This window comes from Caballeronia sp. HLA56 (assembly GCF_054655155.1).
Window position 1 is genome coordinate 2725210 of sequence record NZ_BAAHOB010000005.1, and the last position, 17616, is coordinate 2742825.

Here is a 17616-nt window from a genome sequence, read left to right on the forward strand (position 1 = left end):
CAGGTGCGCACGGCGCGCACGGACCTCACGGTCTCTTAATGGCAGAAGCCAGGCGAAGTCGCGCCTTATCCTTTTGACGGCAGCGGGGAGTCGTGCGGCAAGACTCGCCTATCCAGGATGAACTCTCACAGCGGTGCGTTATGCTGGCGCTTTTGCATCGAGCCATGCGCAGCCGATCTCTGACTTCTCTTCTCGCTTCATCTCGCGTGCTCGCGGCGACTGGCGTCGCCGCTCTGCTCTTCACGTTGTCGGCGCCCGTTAGCGCCGATGGCGACGACACCGCCTTCACCAATCTCATTGCTCTCGTCTCGCAACGGCTTGCGCTTGCCGAACCCGTCGCGCGCTGGAAGTGGGCGCGTCACGAACCGATCACCGATGAACCGCGCGAAGCCGCGCTCCTGAAGCAAGTCGAAGATAAAGCCAGCGCCGCGCAGGTCGATCCCGCGTTCGCGCGCCAGTTCTTTCGCGATCAGATCGATGCCAGCAAGGACGTGCAGAACGCGCTCTTCGCCAACTGGCGCGCGGCCAAGGCTGCGCCAGAAGGCACGCCGCCCGATCTCGCGCATGACACGCGCCCGAAGCTCGATCGCCTGACGCAGTCGCTCATGACCGCGCTCGCGCGCGTCGAACCGCTACGTCAAGCCGACGATTGTCCGCTGCGTCTTGCACAAAGCGTGGCGCGCTGGAAGCATCTGACGCGCTATGACTCGTCGATGAACGATCCGCTCTCACACGCGTTGTCGCATGTGTGCGCGGCGGGCGGCGTGGGCGCGGTTGGCTAGCTGGTGACCCGATTCCCGACAGCTGCTGGCGCGCATTCGAGTGCGACGAACCCCAGTCCGCGCGCGAGGCGCTCGCCGAGGATGCGATAGGTAGCGAGTTCGAAGACGGGCGCCGAAGCAATCGCCGACAAGGCGCGCGCGTCGACGATGCTCCGAGCCGAACCGAGATATTGCCATCGGTCGATGACATGCCAGACGCGTTCGGCCATCGCCGGATCACGTTCTTCGATTGCGATTGGACCCGCATAGGGCCACGGCGCGCCACGCATGTCGCCGGTACGCGCCTTTGGCACGCGGTTATGCGCCGGCCGCAGTGCCGCCACCAGTTGCGCTTCGGCAAGCAACGCACCGATTTCTCCACCGGTCGCGCGCCACTCGACGCGCCGCACGAGCGCGGACAACCGCAAATCCTTCGCGGAACGGCGTGGCCCGACCAGATGCGAACGCACACGTTGACGCAAGCGCACGCTTCGGCCGACATATAGCGGGGCATCGTCGTCGCCGCGAAAGAGGTAGACGCCGCAGCCTACCGGCATGCGCTCGATCGTGTCTTCATCGATATGAGCCGCGATCTGAAAGCGCCGCGTCACGCGTTCGACGTGCGCGCTCAGTAAATCGGCCGCGTGCGAGCGATGCAGATGCTGCCAGAACTGCCAAAGCAGATCGGCATCGGCGAGTGCACGGTGACGCGCGGACGGCACGAGCGCGTGACGCTCGACGAGCGCATCGAGTCCGTGGCGGCTTTCGGCGGGATACACGGCGCGCGAAAGTTGCACGGTGCACAGCACATCCGGCGTAAAGCGCAGGTCGAGCCGCCGGAATTCGCCCTTCAGGAAACTGTGATCGAAGTGGGCGTTGTGCGCGATGAAAAGCCGCCCGTTCATGCGTTCGAACAGGTCTTGCGCGAGCGCTTCGAAGGTGGGCGCGTTGCGCACCATGGCATCGGTGATGCCCGTCAATTGCTGGATGAAGCCAGGAATCGGCTTCTGCGGGTTGACGAGCGTGGTCCACTGTGACACGCCGTTTGGCCCGACCTCGACGATGCCGATCTCCGTGATGCGATCGATGCCGAACGTGCCGCCCGTCGTTTCGAGATCGACGAAGACGATGGGATCGGTGGGAAGCTTGAATTCGGCGGGTGGATCGAAATGCATTATCGGACGGCGGGAGATTGCGGGATTCGCGGGAGTAAGCGATGGGACGAGATTGCCCATTCTAACGCAGCGGGGTGACCGGGGCTTTGGTCGCCGAGCAGCCGCGGTAATCGGTAAGTAATTCTGGTTAAGGGAATATCTTGTCGGTTTACGTGATTACCCGGATTTACGATCTACGACGCTTGAGTCGTCGCAATTAAACTTTTTTTTGCGGCGACAATGTTGAACACGAATTTTGACACAATGGCGGATAACCCTGATTACTTATGGATTTTGGTCATGGTCGCTCAATCACCGTCCATACGCCGCCAGAGGCCGCTCCAGCGGGCCGTCGACCGGCGATGGGCGCGCCGCGCGCTACCGCGATGGGGTGCATCCTGCGAATCTCCGGTCTCACAAGTCCGAGGTCGATAATCGTTATCGAGCCCGGAAGATAATACGGCGACCGCTGTTGCACATTAACCAATCTGTAATTCACACTTTTCCTGATTACTGCTTTCCGTCATCATTATTCCAAGCAACAGGCAGTGACGCATTTATTCAGTGGAAAAATTACCGCGCCCGTAACCGATTTATTAAAATCGTAAGTGTTTACTCGTCTTGCCCAATTCTCTGCAATTAAGGATTATGGAAACTGACTCGCAACCAGTTGTAAAGGAGGACGCGGTGATAATCCAATTCAAGCGTATCGCGCTTTGGCTAAAACTGGCATTCGCTCCGGCGATTGGGCCGGAAACGTCATCGGCCAGCTTGCTCCAAATCGATCCTTCCTGGCACGGCGATCATTGGCAAAACCTGCTTGCATCGCCCATGGACGCCCGCCGCTACGTGATGGAGGACTGGGCAGTGCCGCTCGGAGCGGACGTCGTCGAGCGGGAAGAGGAGAAAGCCACGGCCTGATTGCGGCCCGTGAGTCCGCGAAGTTTCAAGCAAAAAAAAGCGCGACCCGAAGATCGCGCTGACAAAGTTTGGAGATCTTTTCCGTCAACGAAAAAGTCTGCTTCGGAAAGCAGAGCCCTCAGTATAGCCACGGCTGCAGCAATAATTACCCTCGAAAAAAGCAATCTTCTGTTTCACTTGGCTCAACAATCCGTATTTTCGGAAAGCGCCTGTTGCTTTGCGCCAACTTATATGTAGCGCTTGCGCAACGCGAGTTGGTTGACACTTCCGCCCTTACGACTTTATTCGCGCTTAAAGCGTTGTATTAAAAGAAAAATAAGCGGTTCATCGATCATTGCTGCTAGAAGAATGATTTATTGCGGAAATTGGAACGCCCCGCTTGTAACGCCGTCTTTACACTTCGTCTGGTCCGGAAACACATGTGTCTCTTCGTGACGCATGACTCCTCCGACAGCGCCTCTCGCAGCGCGCCGGAACGAGGTTTCCTCAAAGCCTGGGTCTAGGGCCCAATCTGCTCTCGGAGTTACAAAGATGAAAAAGACTCTCATCGTCGCAGCCCTCTCGGGTGTCTTCGCCACTGCAGCTCACGCCCAAAGCAGCGTCACGCTGTACGGCTTGATCGATGCAGGCATCACCTACACGAACAATCAGAACGGCCACAGCAACTTCAAGGAAACCAGCGGTTCGGTGAACGGCAGCCGTTGGGGCTTGCGCGGCGCTGAGGACCTCGGCGGCGGCCTGAAGGCAATCTTCACGTTGGAAAACGGCTTCAACATCGCTAACGGCACGCTGGGCCAGGGTGGCCGCGAATTCGGCCGTCAAGCGTACGTTGGTCTGTCGAGCGAACAGTTCGGCACGGTCACGCTCGGTCGTCAATATGACTCCGTGGTCGACTTCCTCGGGCCTCTGGCTCTGACGGGCACGCAATACGGCGGCACGCAGTTCGCCCACCCGTTCGACAACGACAACCTCGACAACACGTTCCGCGTGAACAACTCGGTCAAGTACACGAGCGCGAACTACGCCGGCTTCAAGCTTGGCGCGCAGTATGGCTTCTCGAACGAAGCAGGCGGCTTCTCGGACAACCGTCAATACAGCGTCGGCGCATCGTACAACTACGGCCCGTTGAACATCGCTGGCGCGTACATGCAACTGAACAACGCCGGTTCGCTGAACACCGGTGGCGCGATCAGCGGCGACAACCCGTTCGTGGCTGGCCGTCAACGCATCTTCGGCGGCGGCGTGAACTACGCTTTCGGCCCGGCAACGGTTGGCTTCGTGTTCACGCAGACGATGCTGGACAACGCAACGGCCATCAGCAACACGGGTTCGCAAGGCGCTGGCCTGGTTGGTTTGACGGACGGCCACGTTCGCTTCACGAACTACGAAGTCAACGGCCGTTACAACCTGACGCCGGCTTTGTCGCTCGCAGCGAACTACACGTACACCGACAGCCGCATCGATGGCGTGAAGCCGAAGTTCCACCAAGTCGACCTGCAAACGGCATACGCACTGTCCAAGCGTACGGACGTGTATCTGCAAGGCGAATACCAACACGTTTCAGATCTGGATGGCACGGGTCTGGGCGCGACGATCAACGGCGTAGGCGTTTCGTCGACGCCGAACCAAGTCTCGGCAACGGTTGGTCTGCGTCACCGCTTCTAAGCTGGACTGTTTTATCAGTATGAAAAAGGCCGCTCTTCAGAGCGGCCTTTTTTTCGTCCAACGTTCCGGGCACCAGAGCGCCTTCAGGACTTTTAGCGCGGATAGCGCACGTCGAGGATGTCGATCTGCTGCACGCCTGCGGGCGTATGCAACGGCACCGTATCGCCGATCTTCGCCTTGAGCAGCGCGCGCGCCACCGGCGAGATCCAACTCACGTGGCCGACGTCCAGGTCGACCTCGTCCACGCCGACGATCGTCACCGTATGCACCTCGCCATCGTCGCCGGAATAGTCGACGGTCGCTCCGAAGAACACCTGGTCGACGTTCTCCTGCCTGCTGCTGTCCACCACTTCCGCGAGATCGAGACGCTTGCCGAGAAAGCGGATACGCCGGTCAATTTCTCGCAGCCGACGCTTGCCGTAGATGTAATCGCCATTCTCCGAGCGGTCGCCATTTGACGCCGCCCACGACACGAGCCTGACCACTTCGGGGCGCTCGGTATCGAGCAATTGCAACAACTCGTCGCGCAGGCGCTTGTGGCCCGCTGGCGTGATGTAGTTCTTGGTCCCCGCCGGAACGTCCGGCTGACCGAGTTCGAGATCGTCGTCACTTTCGTCCGACTCTTTGACAAATGCCTTGTTCATCGCGCAGACCAAGTTCGAATTTCCGGGGCTTCTCCGCCCCCAAACCAACAACTTACCACGCGCGTTGAGCGTGGCGGACGCATCTAAAGCGATAATTTGGTCAACGCCCCTTCCTTTTTCAAACAGGTTTGGCTATAATTCCGCTTCTGCGTGCGGCTGTAGCTCAGTTGGATAGAGTACTTGGCTACGAACCAAGGGGTCGTGGGTTCGAATCCTGCCAGCCGCACCACTTAATTCAGGTTTCCCGCCTTCGGACGGAAAACAGCATCAAGCGCTTAACCAAAAGCGCATGTAATAAACAAGCAGTACCGTTTGAAGCAGTACCGTTTTGCGTGCGGCTGTAGCTCAGTTGGATAGAGTACTTGGCTACGAACCAAGGGGTCGTGGGTTCGAATCCTGCCAGCCGCACCACCTTTCGAAGGGCCTTCCACACGGAAGGCCCTTTTTGTTTGCCTCGTCGCTAGTTACTCTACTGCCGCGGCAACGAGCCGATATCGCCTATACGCTCGTCCGGTATCGGCAAATCTTCAACCGATGCCACCGCGCTCGGCTCGCCAATCGCCTCGGCTCGTTCGCCCATCAGCATTTGCGAGCGATGCGGGAATTCGTCGTCCACGGTATCGCCGAACGAGTCGCGCACGAACGCACGCAGAAGCGCCACGCGCAGCGACGGTCCGCGCCCTTCCCTTGTGTCCGCGTCCTTGCCGAAGCTCACGCTGCAGACCACCTCGCCGCGTCCGTGATCGCTCATTTCGAGCCGGCACGCGCGCTCGAGAACGACCGAAGCGGCTTCCCACGAAGTCGATGGCAAGAAGCGACCATCCCAAGGCCGGCCGCGATCGTTGCCGCGAATGGAGAGCGTCTGTCCGCTGTCGGTGAAGTGGATTTCGCGAATGAAGTCGTGCAGCCCGCGCGCTACCCAGTAGTCGAGTGCGTGGCCGTCGAGATCGGATGTTTGCATGTGGCGCTTCTCCTGTAGTCGTACAGGCATGCACGCGATGTGCCCGCGCCGCGGATCAATAGTCGGCGCGTTCGCGGTCGATGCGCATGCCGCCTTCCTGATTGCGATGATGCGGCTCGTCGCTAGGCCGCTCGCGCGCGATACGCATGACGTCCGGATTGGTCCGCACACGCCGCATTACGTTGGCGAGATGCACGCGGTCGCTGACCTGGATGACGAAGCGCAGCATCTTGGCTTCCTGCGAGACGTCTTCATCCATGGCGATATGGACGATGTTGGCATCCGCCGACGTAATGTCCGCCGCGACGCGCGCAAAAACGCCCTTAGTGTTTCTGACGAGCACCTTCACCGCGACATCGAACAAACGTCCCGGCTGCGGCGCCCACGCGACGTCGATCCAGCGACCCGGATCGCGCCGATGAATTCGCTGCGCCACGCGACATTCGGTCGTATGAATGGCCATGCCGAGCCCGATGCCGATATAGCCCATGATGTCGTCGCCGGGAATCGGGCGGCAGCACGCGGAAAGCTGCACCGACATGCCTTCCGTGCCCGTGATGACAACTGGCGGCGCCGTATTCGTATTGACGTGATCGCGCGGCGAGTGATCGTCGTCGTCGCGGCCGTTCATCAGCACTTCGATGCGCTTGGCCATGACCGCTGCCACGCGCCTTCCAAGACCGATATCCGCGAAAATTTCCTGACGCGTCTTGTTGCCCGTCCATTGCACGAGCTTTTCCCAGACTTCCGGCGTGACATCCGAAAGCGCCAGACCGTAACCCTTGAGGCTTTGATCGACGAGACGTTCGCCCAGCTGCACGGACTCGTTCAGGCGCATTGTCTTCAGATAGTGACGAATGGCCGAGCGCGCCTTACCCGTGCGCACGAAGCCGAGCCACGCCGGATTCGGCTTGGAGTACGGCGCGGTAATGACTTCGACGATATCGCCGCTCTTCAACTCCGTGCGCAGCGGCAGCAATTCGTTGTTGATCTTCACCGCGACGCACTGATTTCCGAGGTCGCTGTGGATCGAATACGCGAAGTCGAGTGCGGTCGCGCCGCGCGGCAGCGGCATGATCTTCGACTTCGGCGTGAAAACGTAGACGGCGTCCGGGAACAGGTCGATCTTGACGTGTTCGAGGAACTCGCTCGAATCGCCTGCTTCGCTCTGAATGTCGAGCAGCGACTTGAGCCATTGATGCGCGCGCTTTTGCACGTCGTTGAGGTCGGCACCGCCGTTCTTGTAGAGCCAGTGCGCCGCAACGCCCGCCTCGGCGATCTCGTGCATCTTGCGCGTGCGAATCTGGAACTCGATGGGCGCGCCGAACGGACCGACCAGCGTGGTATGCAACGACTGATAGCCATTGACCTTCGGAATGGCGATGTAGTCCTTGAACTTGCCCGGCACCGGCTTATAGAGCGCATGCAGCGCGCCGATGCACGTATAGCATTCGAGCGCGCTTTCCACGACCACGCGAAAACCGTAGACGTCGAGCACTTGCGAGAACGACAACTGCTTGTCGCGCATCTTCTTGTAGATGCTGAAAATCGTCTTTTCGCGGCCGGTGACTTCGGCGCTGATCTTGGCGTCCGCGATGGTGCGCTGAACGGCTTCGAGAATCTTGCCGACCACTTCGCGCCGGTTGCCGCGCGCCGCCTTCACCGCTTTTTCGAGCGTGGCGTAACGGGTCGGATTGAAGTTCGCAAAGCTCAAATCCTGCAGCTCGCGATACGTATTGTTCAAACCCAGCCGATGCGCAATGGGCGCGTAGATGTCGAGCGTCTCGCGCGCGACGCGACGACGCTTTTCCGACGGCACCGCGCCGAGCGTGCGCATGTTGTGCAGCCGGTCCGACAATTTGACGAGGATGACGCGGACATCGCGCGCCATGGCCAGCAGCATCTTGCGGAAGTTTTCCGCCTGCGCTTCCTCGCGATTGCGAAATTCCATCTTGTCGAGCTTCGACAAGCCGTCGACCAGTTCGGCGACCTTCGCGCCGAAGCGCTCCGCGATCTCCGTCTTGGTGACGCCCTGATCCTCGATCACGTCATGCAGCAGCGCCGCCATGATCGATTGCGCATCAAGCTTCCAGCCCGCGCAGATTTCCGCAACGGCAACCGGGTGCGTGATGTAGGGCTCGCCGCTTTGACGATACTGCCCGAGATGCGCTTCGTCGCTGAAATGGAAAGCCGACTTGACTTCCTTGATCTCTTCCGGCGAAAGATAGCCTGCAAGCGTGTTCGTCAGTTTCGCGATGGAAACGACGTCGTGCTTGCGCGGCTGTTCCGGCGTGGCGGTGGGCCCGAACAGATGGCGAAACGACTGTTCGAGGACCGCATCGATATATCTGCGCGCCGCTTGCGGCTTGTCCGCGTCGAGCACCGAATCCTGATCGATTTCGATGTCGGGTTCCACGGAGGCGGAGACGGGCAACGGTGCTTGACTCATGTTCGCCTCCGTGGGTAAGTGACGCGCAATGTCGTCCGGTTAGGAGAGTTGAAACGCCATGAAAAAAACAGCGCCCGTGATGAGGATCACACGGGCTATTACGAAGGCGAAGGCAATTAAACCGGCACCTTCTTCAACATTTCGACGCCGACCTGGCCGGCCGCGATTTCGCGCAGCGCAACGACCGTAGGCTTGTCGCGGCTTTCGATCTTCGGCGTATGGCCTTGTGCGAGCTGACGCGCGCGATAGGTCGCTGCAAGCGCGAGCTCGAAGCGGTTAGGAATTTGTTTCAGGCAGTCTTCGACGGTGATGCGGGCCATGTTTGTTTCCTTCTCGATATGTACTTTATTCTACCTTATGTGACCGGCATGACCCGGCCACTACTTCGCGTCATTGCGCCTGCGCGGAGTGAATGCCGAGCTCCACGAATAGCTCCGTATGACGCGCGTATTGCGAGGTGAAGCGCAGCCGCGTCGCCTTGACGAGACACTGCAACTCGGCGAGCGCGCGATCGAAGTTCTCGTTGATCACGACGTACTCCGCTTCCGATGCATGCGCCATCTCGCTGCCGGCCGCAAGCAGACGCCGCACGATCACTTTCTCCGAGTCCTGGCCGCGTTTTTTCAGACGGTCTTCGAGCGCGTCCAGCGAAGGCGGCAGAATGAAAATCTCGACCGCATTGCGGAACTGCTTCTTCACCTGCTGCGCACCCTGCCAGTCGATTTCGAGCAGCACGTCGTTGCCGTTACGCATCTGATCCTCGATCCACACCTTCGAGGTCGCGTAGTAGTTGCCGTGCACTTCGGCGCTTTCGAGGAATTCGCCTGCCTTGTGGCGTTCCATGAATTCATCGACGGAAACGAAGTGATACTGCACGCCGTTGCTTTCCTTCGGGCGCGGGTCGCGCGTCGTATAGGAAACGGACAGGCGGATAGCTTCGTCCTGTGCAAGCAGCGCGTTCACGAGCGTGGACTTGCCGGCACCCGAAGGCGCGACGACCATGAACAGGTTGCCCGGATAAATGCCCGTGTAGTTGCTGTGCGAGCGGTGCGTGTTGTTCGGCATGATGTTGCGTTACTCCAGATTCTGTACTTGCTCGCGCATTTGTTCGATGAGCAGTTTCAGCGTCATCGATGCATCCGCGAGTTCCTTCGCCGCGGCCTTCGAGCCGAGCGTGTTTGCTTCGCGATTGAGCTCCTGCATCATGAAGTCGAGGCGCTTGCCGACCTTGCCGCCCTTTTGCAACACGTGGCGCGTTTCGGTCAGATGCGCGGTAAGGCGCTGCAATTCCTCGGCGATATCGATACGAATACCGTACATCGTCACTTCCTGGCGAATGCGCTCGGCAATTTCCTCGCGCGGCACGCTCGTCGATGTGGCGCCGTCGTTCGTCGCAATGCCGAGCGCGTCTTGCAAGCGTTCGACGATTTTCTGCTGATGCTTCGCGATCAATTCCGGCACGAGCGGCGTGATGCGCGCGACGATGGCTTCCATCTCCGTCACGTTGTTGATGAGCACCGCGCCCAGCGCCGCGCCTTCACGCGCGCGCACGTCGATGAGATCGGCGATTGCCTGCTTGCCGCACGCGAGCACGGCTTCGCGCAGCGTGTCTTGCGACACCGAGCTTTCCTTCAGCACGCCAGGCCAGCGCAGAATTTCACCAGTGCGCATGCGTTCGGAGTCGCGAAACACGTCGAGCACGGCGCGTTCGAGCGCGGCGAGTTGCGTGAGCGCTTCGCGATTGAGCGCGCCCGCGTTGGCCGTCTGCTCCACGCGATTCAGATTGATACGGATATCCACCTTGCCGCGCGAAAGCTTGCTCATCAGCATTTCGCGCAATTGCGGCTCGCTTGCGCGCACGTCTTCGGGCATGCGGAAGTTCAGATCGAGGAAGCGCGAATTCACCGTGCGCAATTCCACCGATACACCGACGCCCGAACCGCCCGCGCCATTGGGTCCCGCGCCATCCGCGACGACTTCGCGGGTCGCGCTGGCATAGCCTGTCATGCTGTAGATCATGGTACGTCTCGCGATGTGAGCCTTCGTTGCGAAGGCCGTTTCGATACGAGCGCCCGGCGCGCTTGAGGGTGCGCTTCGGTGGCACGCGTATGGCCGCCGGGCGAGGAACCCGCATTATCCCATTTTTACTGCCGCGGCCGCCGATATGACGCCTCGCGGCGCTTGCCGCGCGCGACAACGCCGGCTTTGGATTAACGATAAAATCGCGCACACGCCGCGTTTTCGCGTTATTCCCGCGTCTTTATCGAGCGCCGGCACTTTCATTACGCGTTCAACTCCACTCTGGCCTATCCATGACCGACTCTCCCCTGCTGAAACCTTCCGTTCCGCGTCCGGGCGGCCGCCGCGCGAATCAATTGCGCGACGTGCGCATCACGCGGCACTACACGAAGCATGCGGAAGGCTCGGTGCTCGTCGAGTTCGGCGATACCAAGGTCATCTGCACGGCGAGTATCGCCGAGCGCGTGCCGGAATTCCTGCGCGGGCGCGACCAAGGCTGGCTCACCGCCGAATACGGCATGCTGCCGCGCGCCACGCATACGCGCAACGACCGCGAAGCCGCGCGCGGCAAGCAGACCGGCCGCACGCAGGAGATCCAGCGGTTGATCGGCCGCGCGCTGCGCTCCGTATTCGATCTGAACGCGCTCGGTCCGCGCACGCTGAATATCGACTGCGATGTCATCCAGGCCGACGGCGGCACGCGCACGGCGAGCATCACGGGCGCGTTCGTCGCCGCGCATGATGCCGTTACGAAGCTCGTCGCGAATGGCCGTATCGCGCAATCGCCGATCAAGGATTTCGTCGCGGCCATTTCCGTCGGCATCTATCAGGGCGCGCCCGTGCTCGACCTCGACTACGAGGAAGACTCGCAGTGCGACACCGACATGAACGTCGTGATGACGGGCGCGGGCGGTTTCGTCGAAGTTCAGGGCACGGCGGAAGGCGCACCATTTTCGCGCGACGAAATGAACGCGCTGCTCGACCTCGCGGACAGCGGCATAAAAGGCCTGATCGCGAAGCAGAAAGCTGCACTGGGGATAGAAGGTGTCTGATACGGCAACACTCGGACGCGTGGTGCTCGCGTCGAACAATGCGGGCAAGCTGCGCGAATTCGCATCGCTGCTGGATGCGGCGGGCATCGAATTGATCGCGCAGGGCGAACTCGGCGTGCCGGAAGCCGAAGAACCGCACGCCACTTTCGTCGAAAACGCGCTGGCCAAGGCGCGCCACGCCGCGACGCTCACCGGCCTGCCCGCTTTGGCCGATGACTCCGGCCTTTGCGTACGCGCGCTGAACGGCGCGCCCGGCGTGTATTCGGCGCGTTTCGCCTCGATGCACGGCGGCGTGAAAAGCGATGCGGCCAACAACGCGCACCTCGTCTCCGAACTCGCCGACAAAGCCGACCGCCGCGCCTATTACTTCTGCGTGCTCGTGCTCGTGCGTCACGCGAACGATCCGGAACCGCTCATCGCCGAAGGCCGCTGGCATGGAGAAGTCATCGACACGCCGCGCGGCGCACATGGCTTCGGCTACGATCCGCACTTCTTTTTGCCGACGCTCAACGCGACGGCTGCCGAACTCGATCCGGCACGCAAGAACGCGCTTTCGCATCGGGCGCTGGCGCTGCGTGAATTGCTGCAACATCTCAAGGAACTTGCGTGAGTTCCGGTCCGAAGACAATCAATGTCGTGCAGGCATTCACATCGCCGGGCAGCATCCGGCTCAAGTCGTTGCCGCCGCTCGCGCTTTACGTGCATTTCCCGTGGTGCGTGCGCAAGTGTCCGTATTGCGATTTCAACTCGCATGAGTGGAACGGCGATGCGTTCCCCGAGGACCGTTACCTCGACGCCTTGCGTGCCGATCTCGAAAGCGCGCTGCCGCTCGTGTGGGGACGGCAGGTACACACCATTTTCATCGGCGGCGGCACGCCGAGCCTTTTGTCCGCGAAAGGACTCGACCGGCTGCTCTCGGACGCGCGCGCCTTGTTGCCCATCGACGCCGACGCCGAGATCACGCTCGAAGCCAATCCCGGCACATTCGAAGCCGCGAAGTTCGCGCAGTTTCGCGCGAGCGGCGTGAACCGCTTGTCGATCGGCATTCAGAGTTTCGACGAAACGCATCTGAAGGCGCTCGGCCGCATTCACGATGCAACGCAGGCGCGCAAAGCCGTGGAGATCGCGTCGAAACACTTCGACAATTTCAATCTCGACCTGATGTTCGCGTTGCCGAAGCAGACGCTCGACGAATGCCGCCGCGATATCGACACCGCGATCGGCTTTGCACCGCCGCATTTGTCGCTGTATCACCTGACCATGGAGCCGAACACGCTCTTCGCGAAATACCCGCCTGCGCTGCCCGACGACGATGCCGCCGCCGACATGCAGGACTGGATTCACGAACGCACGCGCGATGCCGGCTACGAGCATTACGAAGTATCGGCGTATGCGAAGCCGCATCGGCAAAGCAAACATAACCTGAATTACTGGCGTTTCGGCGATTACCTTGGAATCGGCGCGGGCGCGCATACCAAGCTCTCGTTTCCGCAAAAAATCTTGCGGCAGGCGCGCTTCAAGCATCCGGCGACATTCATGGACCAGGCGCTTTCGCCCGGCCAGAGCGCGATTCAGGAAGAGCGCGAAGTCGGACCGCGCGATCTGCCGTTCGAATTCATGCTCAACACGCTGCGTCTGGTCGAAGGCTTTCCGGTGCATTCGTTCATCGAGCGCACGGGCTTGTCGATGTCGGCTATCGAACCCGCGCTCGTCGAAGCGGAGAAGCGCGGACTCATCACGCGCGACTTCGAACGCATTGCGCCGACCGAGTTCGGCCAGCGCTTTCTCAACGATCTACAGGAGCTGTTCTTGAAGGATTCGCAAAATTGAGCGCGCCCACGTTGGGATCGGACTCGGTGATGCGGCATCGTCCGTTTGCGCTTTTCTGGAGCGCGCGGGTGATGTCGTCGGTGGCATTTCAGATGATGTCGGTGGCGATCGGATGGCAGGTTTATTCGATCACGCATAGCGCGTTCGCGCTGGGGCTTGTCGGACTCGCGCAGTTCCTGCCGATGTTCGTGCTCACGCTCGTCGTCGGCCATGTGGCGGATCGTTACGACAGGCGCACGATCGCGTGGGTTTGTCAGGGCATCGAGGGCGTCGCGGCGCTCTGTCTGTGCGCGGGCGCGTGGCATGGCTGGCAAAGCGTTGCGCCCATTTACGCGATCGCGGCGATCACGGGCGCGGCGCGCGCGTTCGAATCGCCATCGATGGCGGCGTTGCTGCCCAATCTCGTCCAGCGTTCGCAATTGCAGCACGCGACGGCGTGGTCCACCTCGGCAAATCAGACGGCGCAGATTCTCGGCCCGGCGATGGGCGGCCTCCTCTACGGCCTCGGCGCGTTGACGGTGTATGGCGCGGTAGCCGTCGCGTTTCTCGGCGCGGCGTTTGCCGTGGCGGCGATCAGGATCGATGAAGCCGTCCGCATGCGCGCGCCGCTGTCGTTCGAGGCGCTGTTTTCGGGCATCGCCTTCATCCGCAAGAAGCCGGTGATTCTTGGCGCGTTGTCGCTCGATTTGTTCGCGGTGCTGCTCGGCGGCGCGACCGCCCTCTTGCCGGTGTTCGCGCGCGACATCCTGCATACCGGACCTTGGGGCTTGGGTGTCTTGCGCGCGGCGCCGGCCGTGGGTGCTCTTACCGGCTCGATCTGGTTGGCGCATTTTCCGTTGCGGCAGCGTGCGGGCACGGCGCTTTTCGGTGGCGTGATTGCGTTCGGCATTGCGACGATCGTGTTCGGCTTGTCGCGCAACATTTATTTGTCGCTGGTGGCGCTCGCGGCGCTGGGCGCATCGGATGTGATCAGCGTGGTCGTGCGCATGTCGCTCGTGCAGTTGCAGACGCCCGATGAGATGCGCGGACGCGTCGGCGCGATCAATTCATTGTTCATCGGGACGTCGAATCAGCTCGGCGAATTCGAATCGGGGATGACGGCGGGTTTGTTCGGCGCGGTGCCGGCGGTGCTGATCGGCGGACTCGGAACGATTGCCGTGGCGCTTCTATGGATGCAACTATTTCCCGCCTTGAAAGCGACGCGCTCGCTCGAAGGCTGATGGTTCCGAAGCGCGTTTGAGTGCGCTACAATACGCGCCTTGCTGGAGGTGTGGCCGAGCGGTTTAAGGCACCGGTCTTGAAAACCGGCGAAGGAGTGATCCTTCCGTGAGTTCGAATCTCACCGCCTCCGCCACCCCGCCTGTTTTTTCTCGTCTCGTTTCGTCGCGCTTGATCGCGCAAATCCCCGTCCAGCAAGACTTCCAGCCCAATTCAGCTCCGTCGGAGCGTCTCGACTCATTGCGTTTCGACGCGTTCAGTCGTAAATTTTATGGTGGATGGGATGGTGGAGGGCTGATGGTGGAGGGGCTGGTGGGTAGATTGCTCGCGGCTCCATCTAAGGCTCTCACAGCTTGTGGAAACTTCGACGATCGGCGATGCCAAAGAAAGCGAAGGAACTTGGACCGTTGGCGGTCAGCAGACTGAAGGAACCAGGCCGATACGCGGTGGGGGGCGTCGCTGGCTTGTACCTTGACGTCTCGGACACTGGGGCGGGCTACTGGGTGCTTCGCGTGGTTGTCGCCGGCAAGCGTCGCGAGATTGGCATCGAGGCCTACTCGCAGAAGGGGATGGGCGTCGCCGAAGCGCGCGAGAAGGCCCTCGCCCTCCGGGAGGACATCAAGCGCGGTATCGACCCTGTGATGCAGCGGAAGGAAGCGGCGAGCCAACTGCGCGCGGGCCACGCGCTGGAGATGACCTTCGAGAAGACCGCAGAGCGGTACATCGCTGCGAAGGAAGTCGAGTGGCGCAACCTTAAGCACGGCGCGCAGTGGACATATACCCTCGCCGAGTACGCTCACCCGGTCATCGGCAAAATGCAAATCCGCCATGTGACGCGCTCTCACGTACTAGAGATCCTTGAACCCATTTGGCAGTCCAAGACCGAAACTGCTAGCCGCCTGCGCGGCCGGATTGAGGCCATTCTCGACTATGCGCGCGTGAAGGGTTTCCGGGATGAAGGTGTCAACCCGGCCGCGTGGCGGGGCAACCTCGACAAGCTATTGAGCGCCCCGAAGAAGACCAAGCGCGTTCGCAATCACCCCGCCTTGTCGATCGCACAGATGGGCGCGTTTATGAAAAGGTTGCGCGCCATTGAAGGCATTAGCGCGCGGTGCCTGGAGTTCTCGATATTGACCGCGGCGCGATCCGGGGAAGCGCGGGCTGCTGACTGGCGCGAGATAGACCTCGAAAAACGTATTTGGACGGTGCCGGCCGAGAAGATGAAGGCACGGAAGGAACATCGCGTGCCCCTGCCCACGGCGGCCGTGCGGCTGCTGAAGGCAATCAAGCGCCAAGACGATGTCTGTCTCGTGTTTCCCAGCCCGCGGGCGAGCGGCGCGCTGTCTGATATGTCTCTGCTTGCGATCATGCGCCGGCAAGGTTTGGAGGCCACGCCGCACGGCTTCCGATCGACGTTCAGGGATTGGGCGAGCGAGTACACAAACTATCCTCGCGAGCTGGCCGAGGTAGCGCTCGCACATATCAAGGGCGATGCGACCGAGGCGGCCTACTGGCGCTCCGACGTGCTGCAAAAGCGCCGACGGCTGATGGATGACTGGGCCGCGTTCTGTGACAAGGTCATTGATGAAGGGACAGTCATCCCGATGAACAATCAGGCGTGAAAGTTTGCCGTGCCTAGCCCGACGAGGCGAAAACCGGGTGCCCTTCCCGGCTGGCACGTCTCCCAAATAGGGCTCTGCAACAGGGCGAGCAATGTTTGAAATCATCGGGGAGTTCGACGACCCAGACGATCGTCGGGCCGCAGATCTTGGGCTAACCGGTTTCGTTGAGAACGCGAGGAAATGGTGTTTTCCGCGCTGGCACGGGTATGCGGGCGCCGCGAACGTAAGCGAGATATTCGCGCTCTCGAAAGTGGTGGAAACGGTCGAGGATCGATGGAATTCCTTGGGCCAACAAGAAGCCGTGGAGCACGGCTGGACATATACGCCAGAGCATGGCGTCACTTCCCTCTTGCTATCTCAGATCAGGGAAGGCGATCTAGACGAGCTTCCGTCTCCATTCAGAGGCTGCACCGATCCAGTGACGGCCTTCCTTCATCAGCCGGCTGTTTTGATGATGCTGGCCGCGCAGGCATTATCAGAGATAGACCGTGCCGGCGCATGTCTCCGACAAGGCGAAGTCACGAAAGCGCTTAAGCATCTATCGAATTCGAATAGCAGCCTCGTGGTCGCGAGTGAGGCGGCTGGGCGCGAGTATGCCGCCCAAAAGGCACGCGAAGCAGCCCGGGTAGATCTGCTGGAGCGTTCGTCGAATGGGGGATTTGCCCGCGCAGAGCGTTACCAGCCAATCAAGAATTGGCTCCGTGACCAACTCGATACGGGCGCGTGGGACGGCAAGTCTTCTCGACAAACGGCAAAAGCTCTCGAGGCCTGCGCACTAGAAATTAACCTTCGACACCGATGCGGCCTGAGCGAAGACAGAGCATCCACGACCATTTATGAATGGGTCCTCGATCTGCGTAAAGAAAGGTCTGCCTAGTAGGTTTGCTTGGCAGGCGTATACGACGAGCGACTACGCGGTTACGCGCAGTCGGCGGGCGGCTATTTTCTTAGACTCTTGGGGTATTTAATCCGTACCGACCCGTGCAATTCCGCACGCTTTCGAGTCGATACGATGCTCAACATTGAAGTCCGCAACTTCGACAGCCTGCCCGCTGCGGCAGGCGTCAGAGTTCAAACCGTTGCTGCGCTCTGCTCCTGCAGCGTCTCTGCCGTCTGGAATCGTTCCAAGCGCGGCGACCTCCCGAAACCCCGCAACATCGGCGGCCACGCCTTGTGGAACGTCGGCGAGCTGCGTGCGGTCCTGCTCGGAGAGTCCGCATGACAGATAAGAAAATAGCTGGCTCGACGGCCATTCAATCAAACAACCCAAATAGAGATGCTAGATCGGAGCGCTTACAGGCGCCATCGGTTAGGTACGAT

At 60.7% G+C, this 17616-nt stretch carries 17 protein-coding genes and 3 tRNA genes; 13 read left to right on the top strand and 7 right to left on the bottom strand.

Annotated features, from left to right (window positions below; all coding sequences use genetic code 11):
- The first annotated feature begins 164 nt into the window (after positions 1-164).
- Positions 165-782: a chorismate mutase gene (locus ACYQ47_RS32295; RefSeq protein WP_459908850.1), complete on the top strand. Its 618-nt coding sequence runs from the start codon at positions 165-167 to the stop codon at positions 780-782.
- Here the strand turns inward: ACYQ47_RS32295 and ACYQ47_RS32300 are convergent.
- Entirely contained in the window at positions 779-1936 is a 1158-nt protein-coding gene (locus ACYQ47_RS32300; RefSeq protein ID WP_459908852.1) for an exonuclease domain-containing protein, read from the bottom strand. The two genes, ACYQ47_RS32295 and ACYQ47_RS32300, sit on opposite strands and share 4 nt — an antisense overlap.
- A 627-nt stretch (positions 1937-2563) precedes the next feature.
- On the opposite strand from ACYQ47_RS32300, the gene ACYQ47_RS32305 reads away from it, so the two are divergent.
- Positions 2564-2836 (top strand): hypothetical protein, encoded by a 273-nt coding sequence (locus ACYQ47_RS32305; RefSeq protein WP_459908854.1) that lies wholly within the window; start codon positions 2564-2566, stop codon positions 2834-2836.
- A 531-nt stretch (positions 2837-3367) separates the two neighbouring features.
- Entirely contained in the window at positions 3368-4501 is a 1134-nt protein-coding gene (locus tag ACYQ47_RS32310; RefSeq protein ID WP_244827357.1) for a porin, read from the top strand.
- Between the two features lie 92 nt (positions 4502-4593).
- Here ACYQ47_RS32310 and greB read toward each other — a convergent pair whose 3' ends face one another.
- The gene (gene greB, locus ACYQ47_RS32315; RefSeq protein ID WP_250463802.1) at positions 4594-5145 is read right to left on the bottom strand and encodes a transcription elongation factor GreB; all 552 of its coding nucleotides are present in this window, start codon (positions 5143-5145) and stop codon (positions 4594-4596) included.
- A gap of 152 nt (positions 5146-5297) precedes the next feature.
- Here greB and ACYQ47_RS32320 point away from each other — a divergent pair.
- A tRNA-Arg gene (locus tag ACYQ47_RS32320) sits at positions 5298-5374 on the top strand.
- Between the two features lie 105 nt (positions 5375-5479).
- Positions 5480-5556: transfer RNA gene (locus ACYQ47_RS32325), tRNA-Arg, on the top strand.
- A 58-nt stretch (positions 5557-5614) separates the two neighbouring features.
- On the opposite strand, the gene ACYQ47_RS32330 is transcribed toward ACYQ47_RS32325, so the two are convergent.
- From ACYQ47_RS32330 to ACYQ47_RS32350, 5 genes are all read right to left on the bottom strand, one after another.
- A complete protein-coding gene (locus ACYQ47_RS32330; protein WP_459908857.1) occupies positions 5615-6106 on the bottom strand; it encodes a phage protein NinX family protein in 492 nt (163 codons plus the stop codon).
- Positions 6107-6161: 55 nt separating this feature from the next.
- A complete protein-coding gene (locus ACYQ47_RS32335; RefSeq protein ID WP_250463796.1) occupies positions 6162-8555 on the bottom strand; it encodes a RelA/SpoT family protein in 2394 nt (797 codons plus the stop codon).
- Positions 8556-8671: 116 nt separating this feature from the next.
- Positions 8672-8875, bottom strand: a complete 204-nt coding sequence (gene rpoZ, locus ACYQ47_RS32340) for a DNA-directed RNA polymerase subunit omega (protein ID WP_006025620.1) — start codon at positions 8873-8875, stop codon at positions 8672-8674.
- A gap of 70 nt (positions 8876-8945) precedes the next feature.
- Positions 8946-9620, bottom strand: a complete 675-nt coding sequence (gene gmk / locus ACYQ47_RS32345) for a guanylate kinase (RefSeq protein ID WP_244827353.1) — start codon at positions 9618-9620, stop codon at positions 8946-8948.
- A gap of 9 nt (positions 9621-9629) precedes the next feature.
- On the bottom strand, positions 9630-10574 hold the full coding sequence (locus tag ACYQ47_RS32350; protein WP_250491987.1) for a YicC/YloC family endoribonuclease: 945 nt from the start codon (positions 10572-10574) through the stop codon (positions 9630-9632).
- A 293-nt stretch (positions 10575-10867) separates the two neighbouring features.
- Between ACYQ47_RS32350 and rph the strand changes: the two genes are divergently transcribed.
- The 8 genes from rph to ACYQ47_RS32390 all read left to right on the top strand — a co-directional run bounded on the left by rph (position 10868) and on the right by ACYQ47_RS32390 (position 17518).
- Positions 10868-11626, top strand: coding sequence for a ribonuclease PH (gene rph, locus ACYQ47_RS32355; protein WP_244827351.1), 759 nt, complete (start codon positions 10868-10870; stop codon positions 11624-11626).
- Complete coding sequence (rdgB, locus tag ACYQ47_RS32360) at positions 11619-12236, top strand: RdgB/HAM1 family non-canonical purine NTP pyrophosphatase (protein WP_250508702.1); 618 nt, start codon at positions 11619-11621, stop codon at positions 12234-12236. The genes rph and rdgB overlap by 8 nt, the downstream gene beginning before the upstream one ends.
- A complete protein-coding gene (gene hemW / locus ACYQ47_RS32365; RefSeq protein WP_459908862.1) occupies positions 12233-13456 on the top strand; it encodes a radical SAM family heme chaperone HemW in 1224 nt (407 codons plus the stop codon). Before rdgB ends, hemW begins: the two co-directional genes overlap by 4 nt.
- Before the next feature lie 29 nt (positions 13457-13485).
- Positions 13486-14676, top strand: coding sequence for an MFS transporter (locus ACYQ47_RS32370; protein WP_250492020.1), 1191 nt, complete (start codon positions 13486-13488; stop codon positions 14674-14676).
- Positions 14677-14720: 44 nt separating this feature from the next.
- Positions 14721-14810, top strand: a tRNA-Ser gene (locus ACYQ47_RS32375).
- A 241-nt stretch (positions 14811-15051) separates the two neighbouring features.
- Positions 15052-16296 carry a tyrosine-type recombinase/integrase gene (locus ACYQ47_RS32380; RefSeq protein WP_459908864.1) on the top strand — a complete coding sequence of 415 codons (1245 nt, stop codon included), beginning with the start codon at positions 15052-15054 and terminating at the stop codon, positions 16294-16296.
- A gap of 91 nt (positions 16297-16387) precedes the next feature.
- Positions 16388-17173 carry a hypothetical protein gene (locus ACYQ47_RS32385; protein WP_044041218.1) on the top strand — a complete coding sequence of 262 codons (786 nt, stop codon included), beginning with the start codon at positions 16388-16390 and terminating at the stop codon, positions 17171-17173.
- A 135-nt stretch (positions 17174-17308) separates the two neighbouring features.
- Positions 17309-17518, top strand: a complete 210-nt coding sequence (locus ACYQ47_RS32390; protein WP_044041217.1) for a helix-turn-helix transcriptional regulator — start codon at positions 17309-17311, stop codon at positions 17516-17518.
- Positions 17519-17616 lie beyond the last annotated feature (98 nt).

Bases quoted from the DNA above. Each gene is read 5' to 3' on its own strand.
- ACYQ47_RS32295 (WP_459908850.1), top strand. From the start codon at position 165: ATGCGCAGCCGATCTCTGACTTCTCTTCTCGCTTCATCTCGCGTGCTC.
- ACYQ47_RS32300 (WP_459908852.1), bottom strand. From the start codon at position 1,936: ATGCATTTCGATCCACCCGCCGAATTCAAGCTTCCCACCGATCCCATC.
- ACYQ47_RS32305 (WP_459908854.1), top strand. From the start codon at position 2,564: ATGGAAACTGACTCGCAACCAGTTGTAAAGGAGGACGCGGTGATAATC.
- ACYQ47_RS32310 (WP_244827357.1), top strand. From the start codon at position 3,368: ATGAAAAAGACTCTCATCGTCGCAGCCCTCTCGGGTGTCTTCGCCACT.
- greB (WP_250463802.1), bottom strand. From the start codon at position 5,145: ATGAACAAGGCATTTGTCAAAGAGTCGGACGAAAGTGACGACGATCTC.
- ACYQ47_RS32330 (WP_459908857.1), bottom strand. From the start codon at position 6,106: ATGCAAACATCCGATCTCGACGGCCACGCACTCGACTACTGGGTAGCG.
- ACYQ47_RS32335 (WP_250463796.1), bottom strand. From the start codon at position 8,555: ATGAGTCAAGCACCGTTGCCCGTCTCCGCCTCCGTGGAACCCGACATC.
- rpoZ (WP_006025620.1), bottom strand. From the start codon at position 8,875: ATGGCCCGCATCACCGTCGAAGACTGCCTGAAACAAATTCCTAACCGC.
- gmk (WP_244827353.1), bottom strand. From the start codon at position 9,620: ATGCCGAACAACACGCACCGCTCGCACAGCAACTACACGGGCATTTAT.
- ACYQ47_RS32350 (WP_250491987.1), bottom strand. From the start codon at position 10,574: ATGATCTACAGCATGACAGGCTATGCCAGCGCGACCCGCGAAGTCGTC.
- rph (WP_244827351.1), top strand. From the start codon at position 10,868: ATGACCGACTCTCCCCTGCTGAAACCTTCCGTTCCGCGTCCGGGCGGC.
- ACYQ47_RS32370 (WP_250492020.1), top strand. From the start codon at position 13,486: ATGCGGCATCGTCCGTTTGCGCTTTTCTGGAGCGCGCGGGTGATGTCG.
- ACYQ47_RS32380 (WP_459908864.1), top strand. From the start codon at position 15,052: ATGCCAAAGAAAGCGAAGGAACTTGGACCGTTGGCGGTCAGCAGACTG.
- ACYQ47_RS32385 (WP_044041218.1), top strand. From the start codon at position 16,388: ATGTTTGAAATCATCGGGGAGTTCGACGACCCAGACGATCGTCGGGCC.
- ACYQ47_RS32390 (WP_044041217.1), top strand. From the start codon at position 17,309: ATGCTCAACATTGAAGTCCGCAACTTCGACAGCCTGCCCGCTGCGGCA.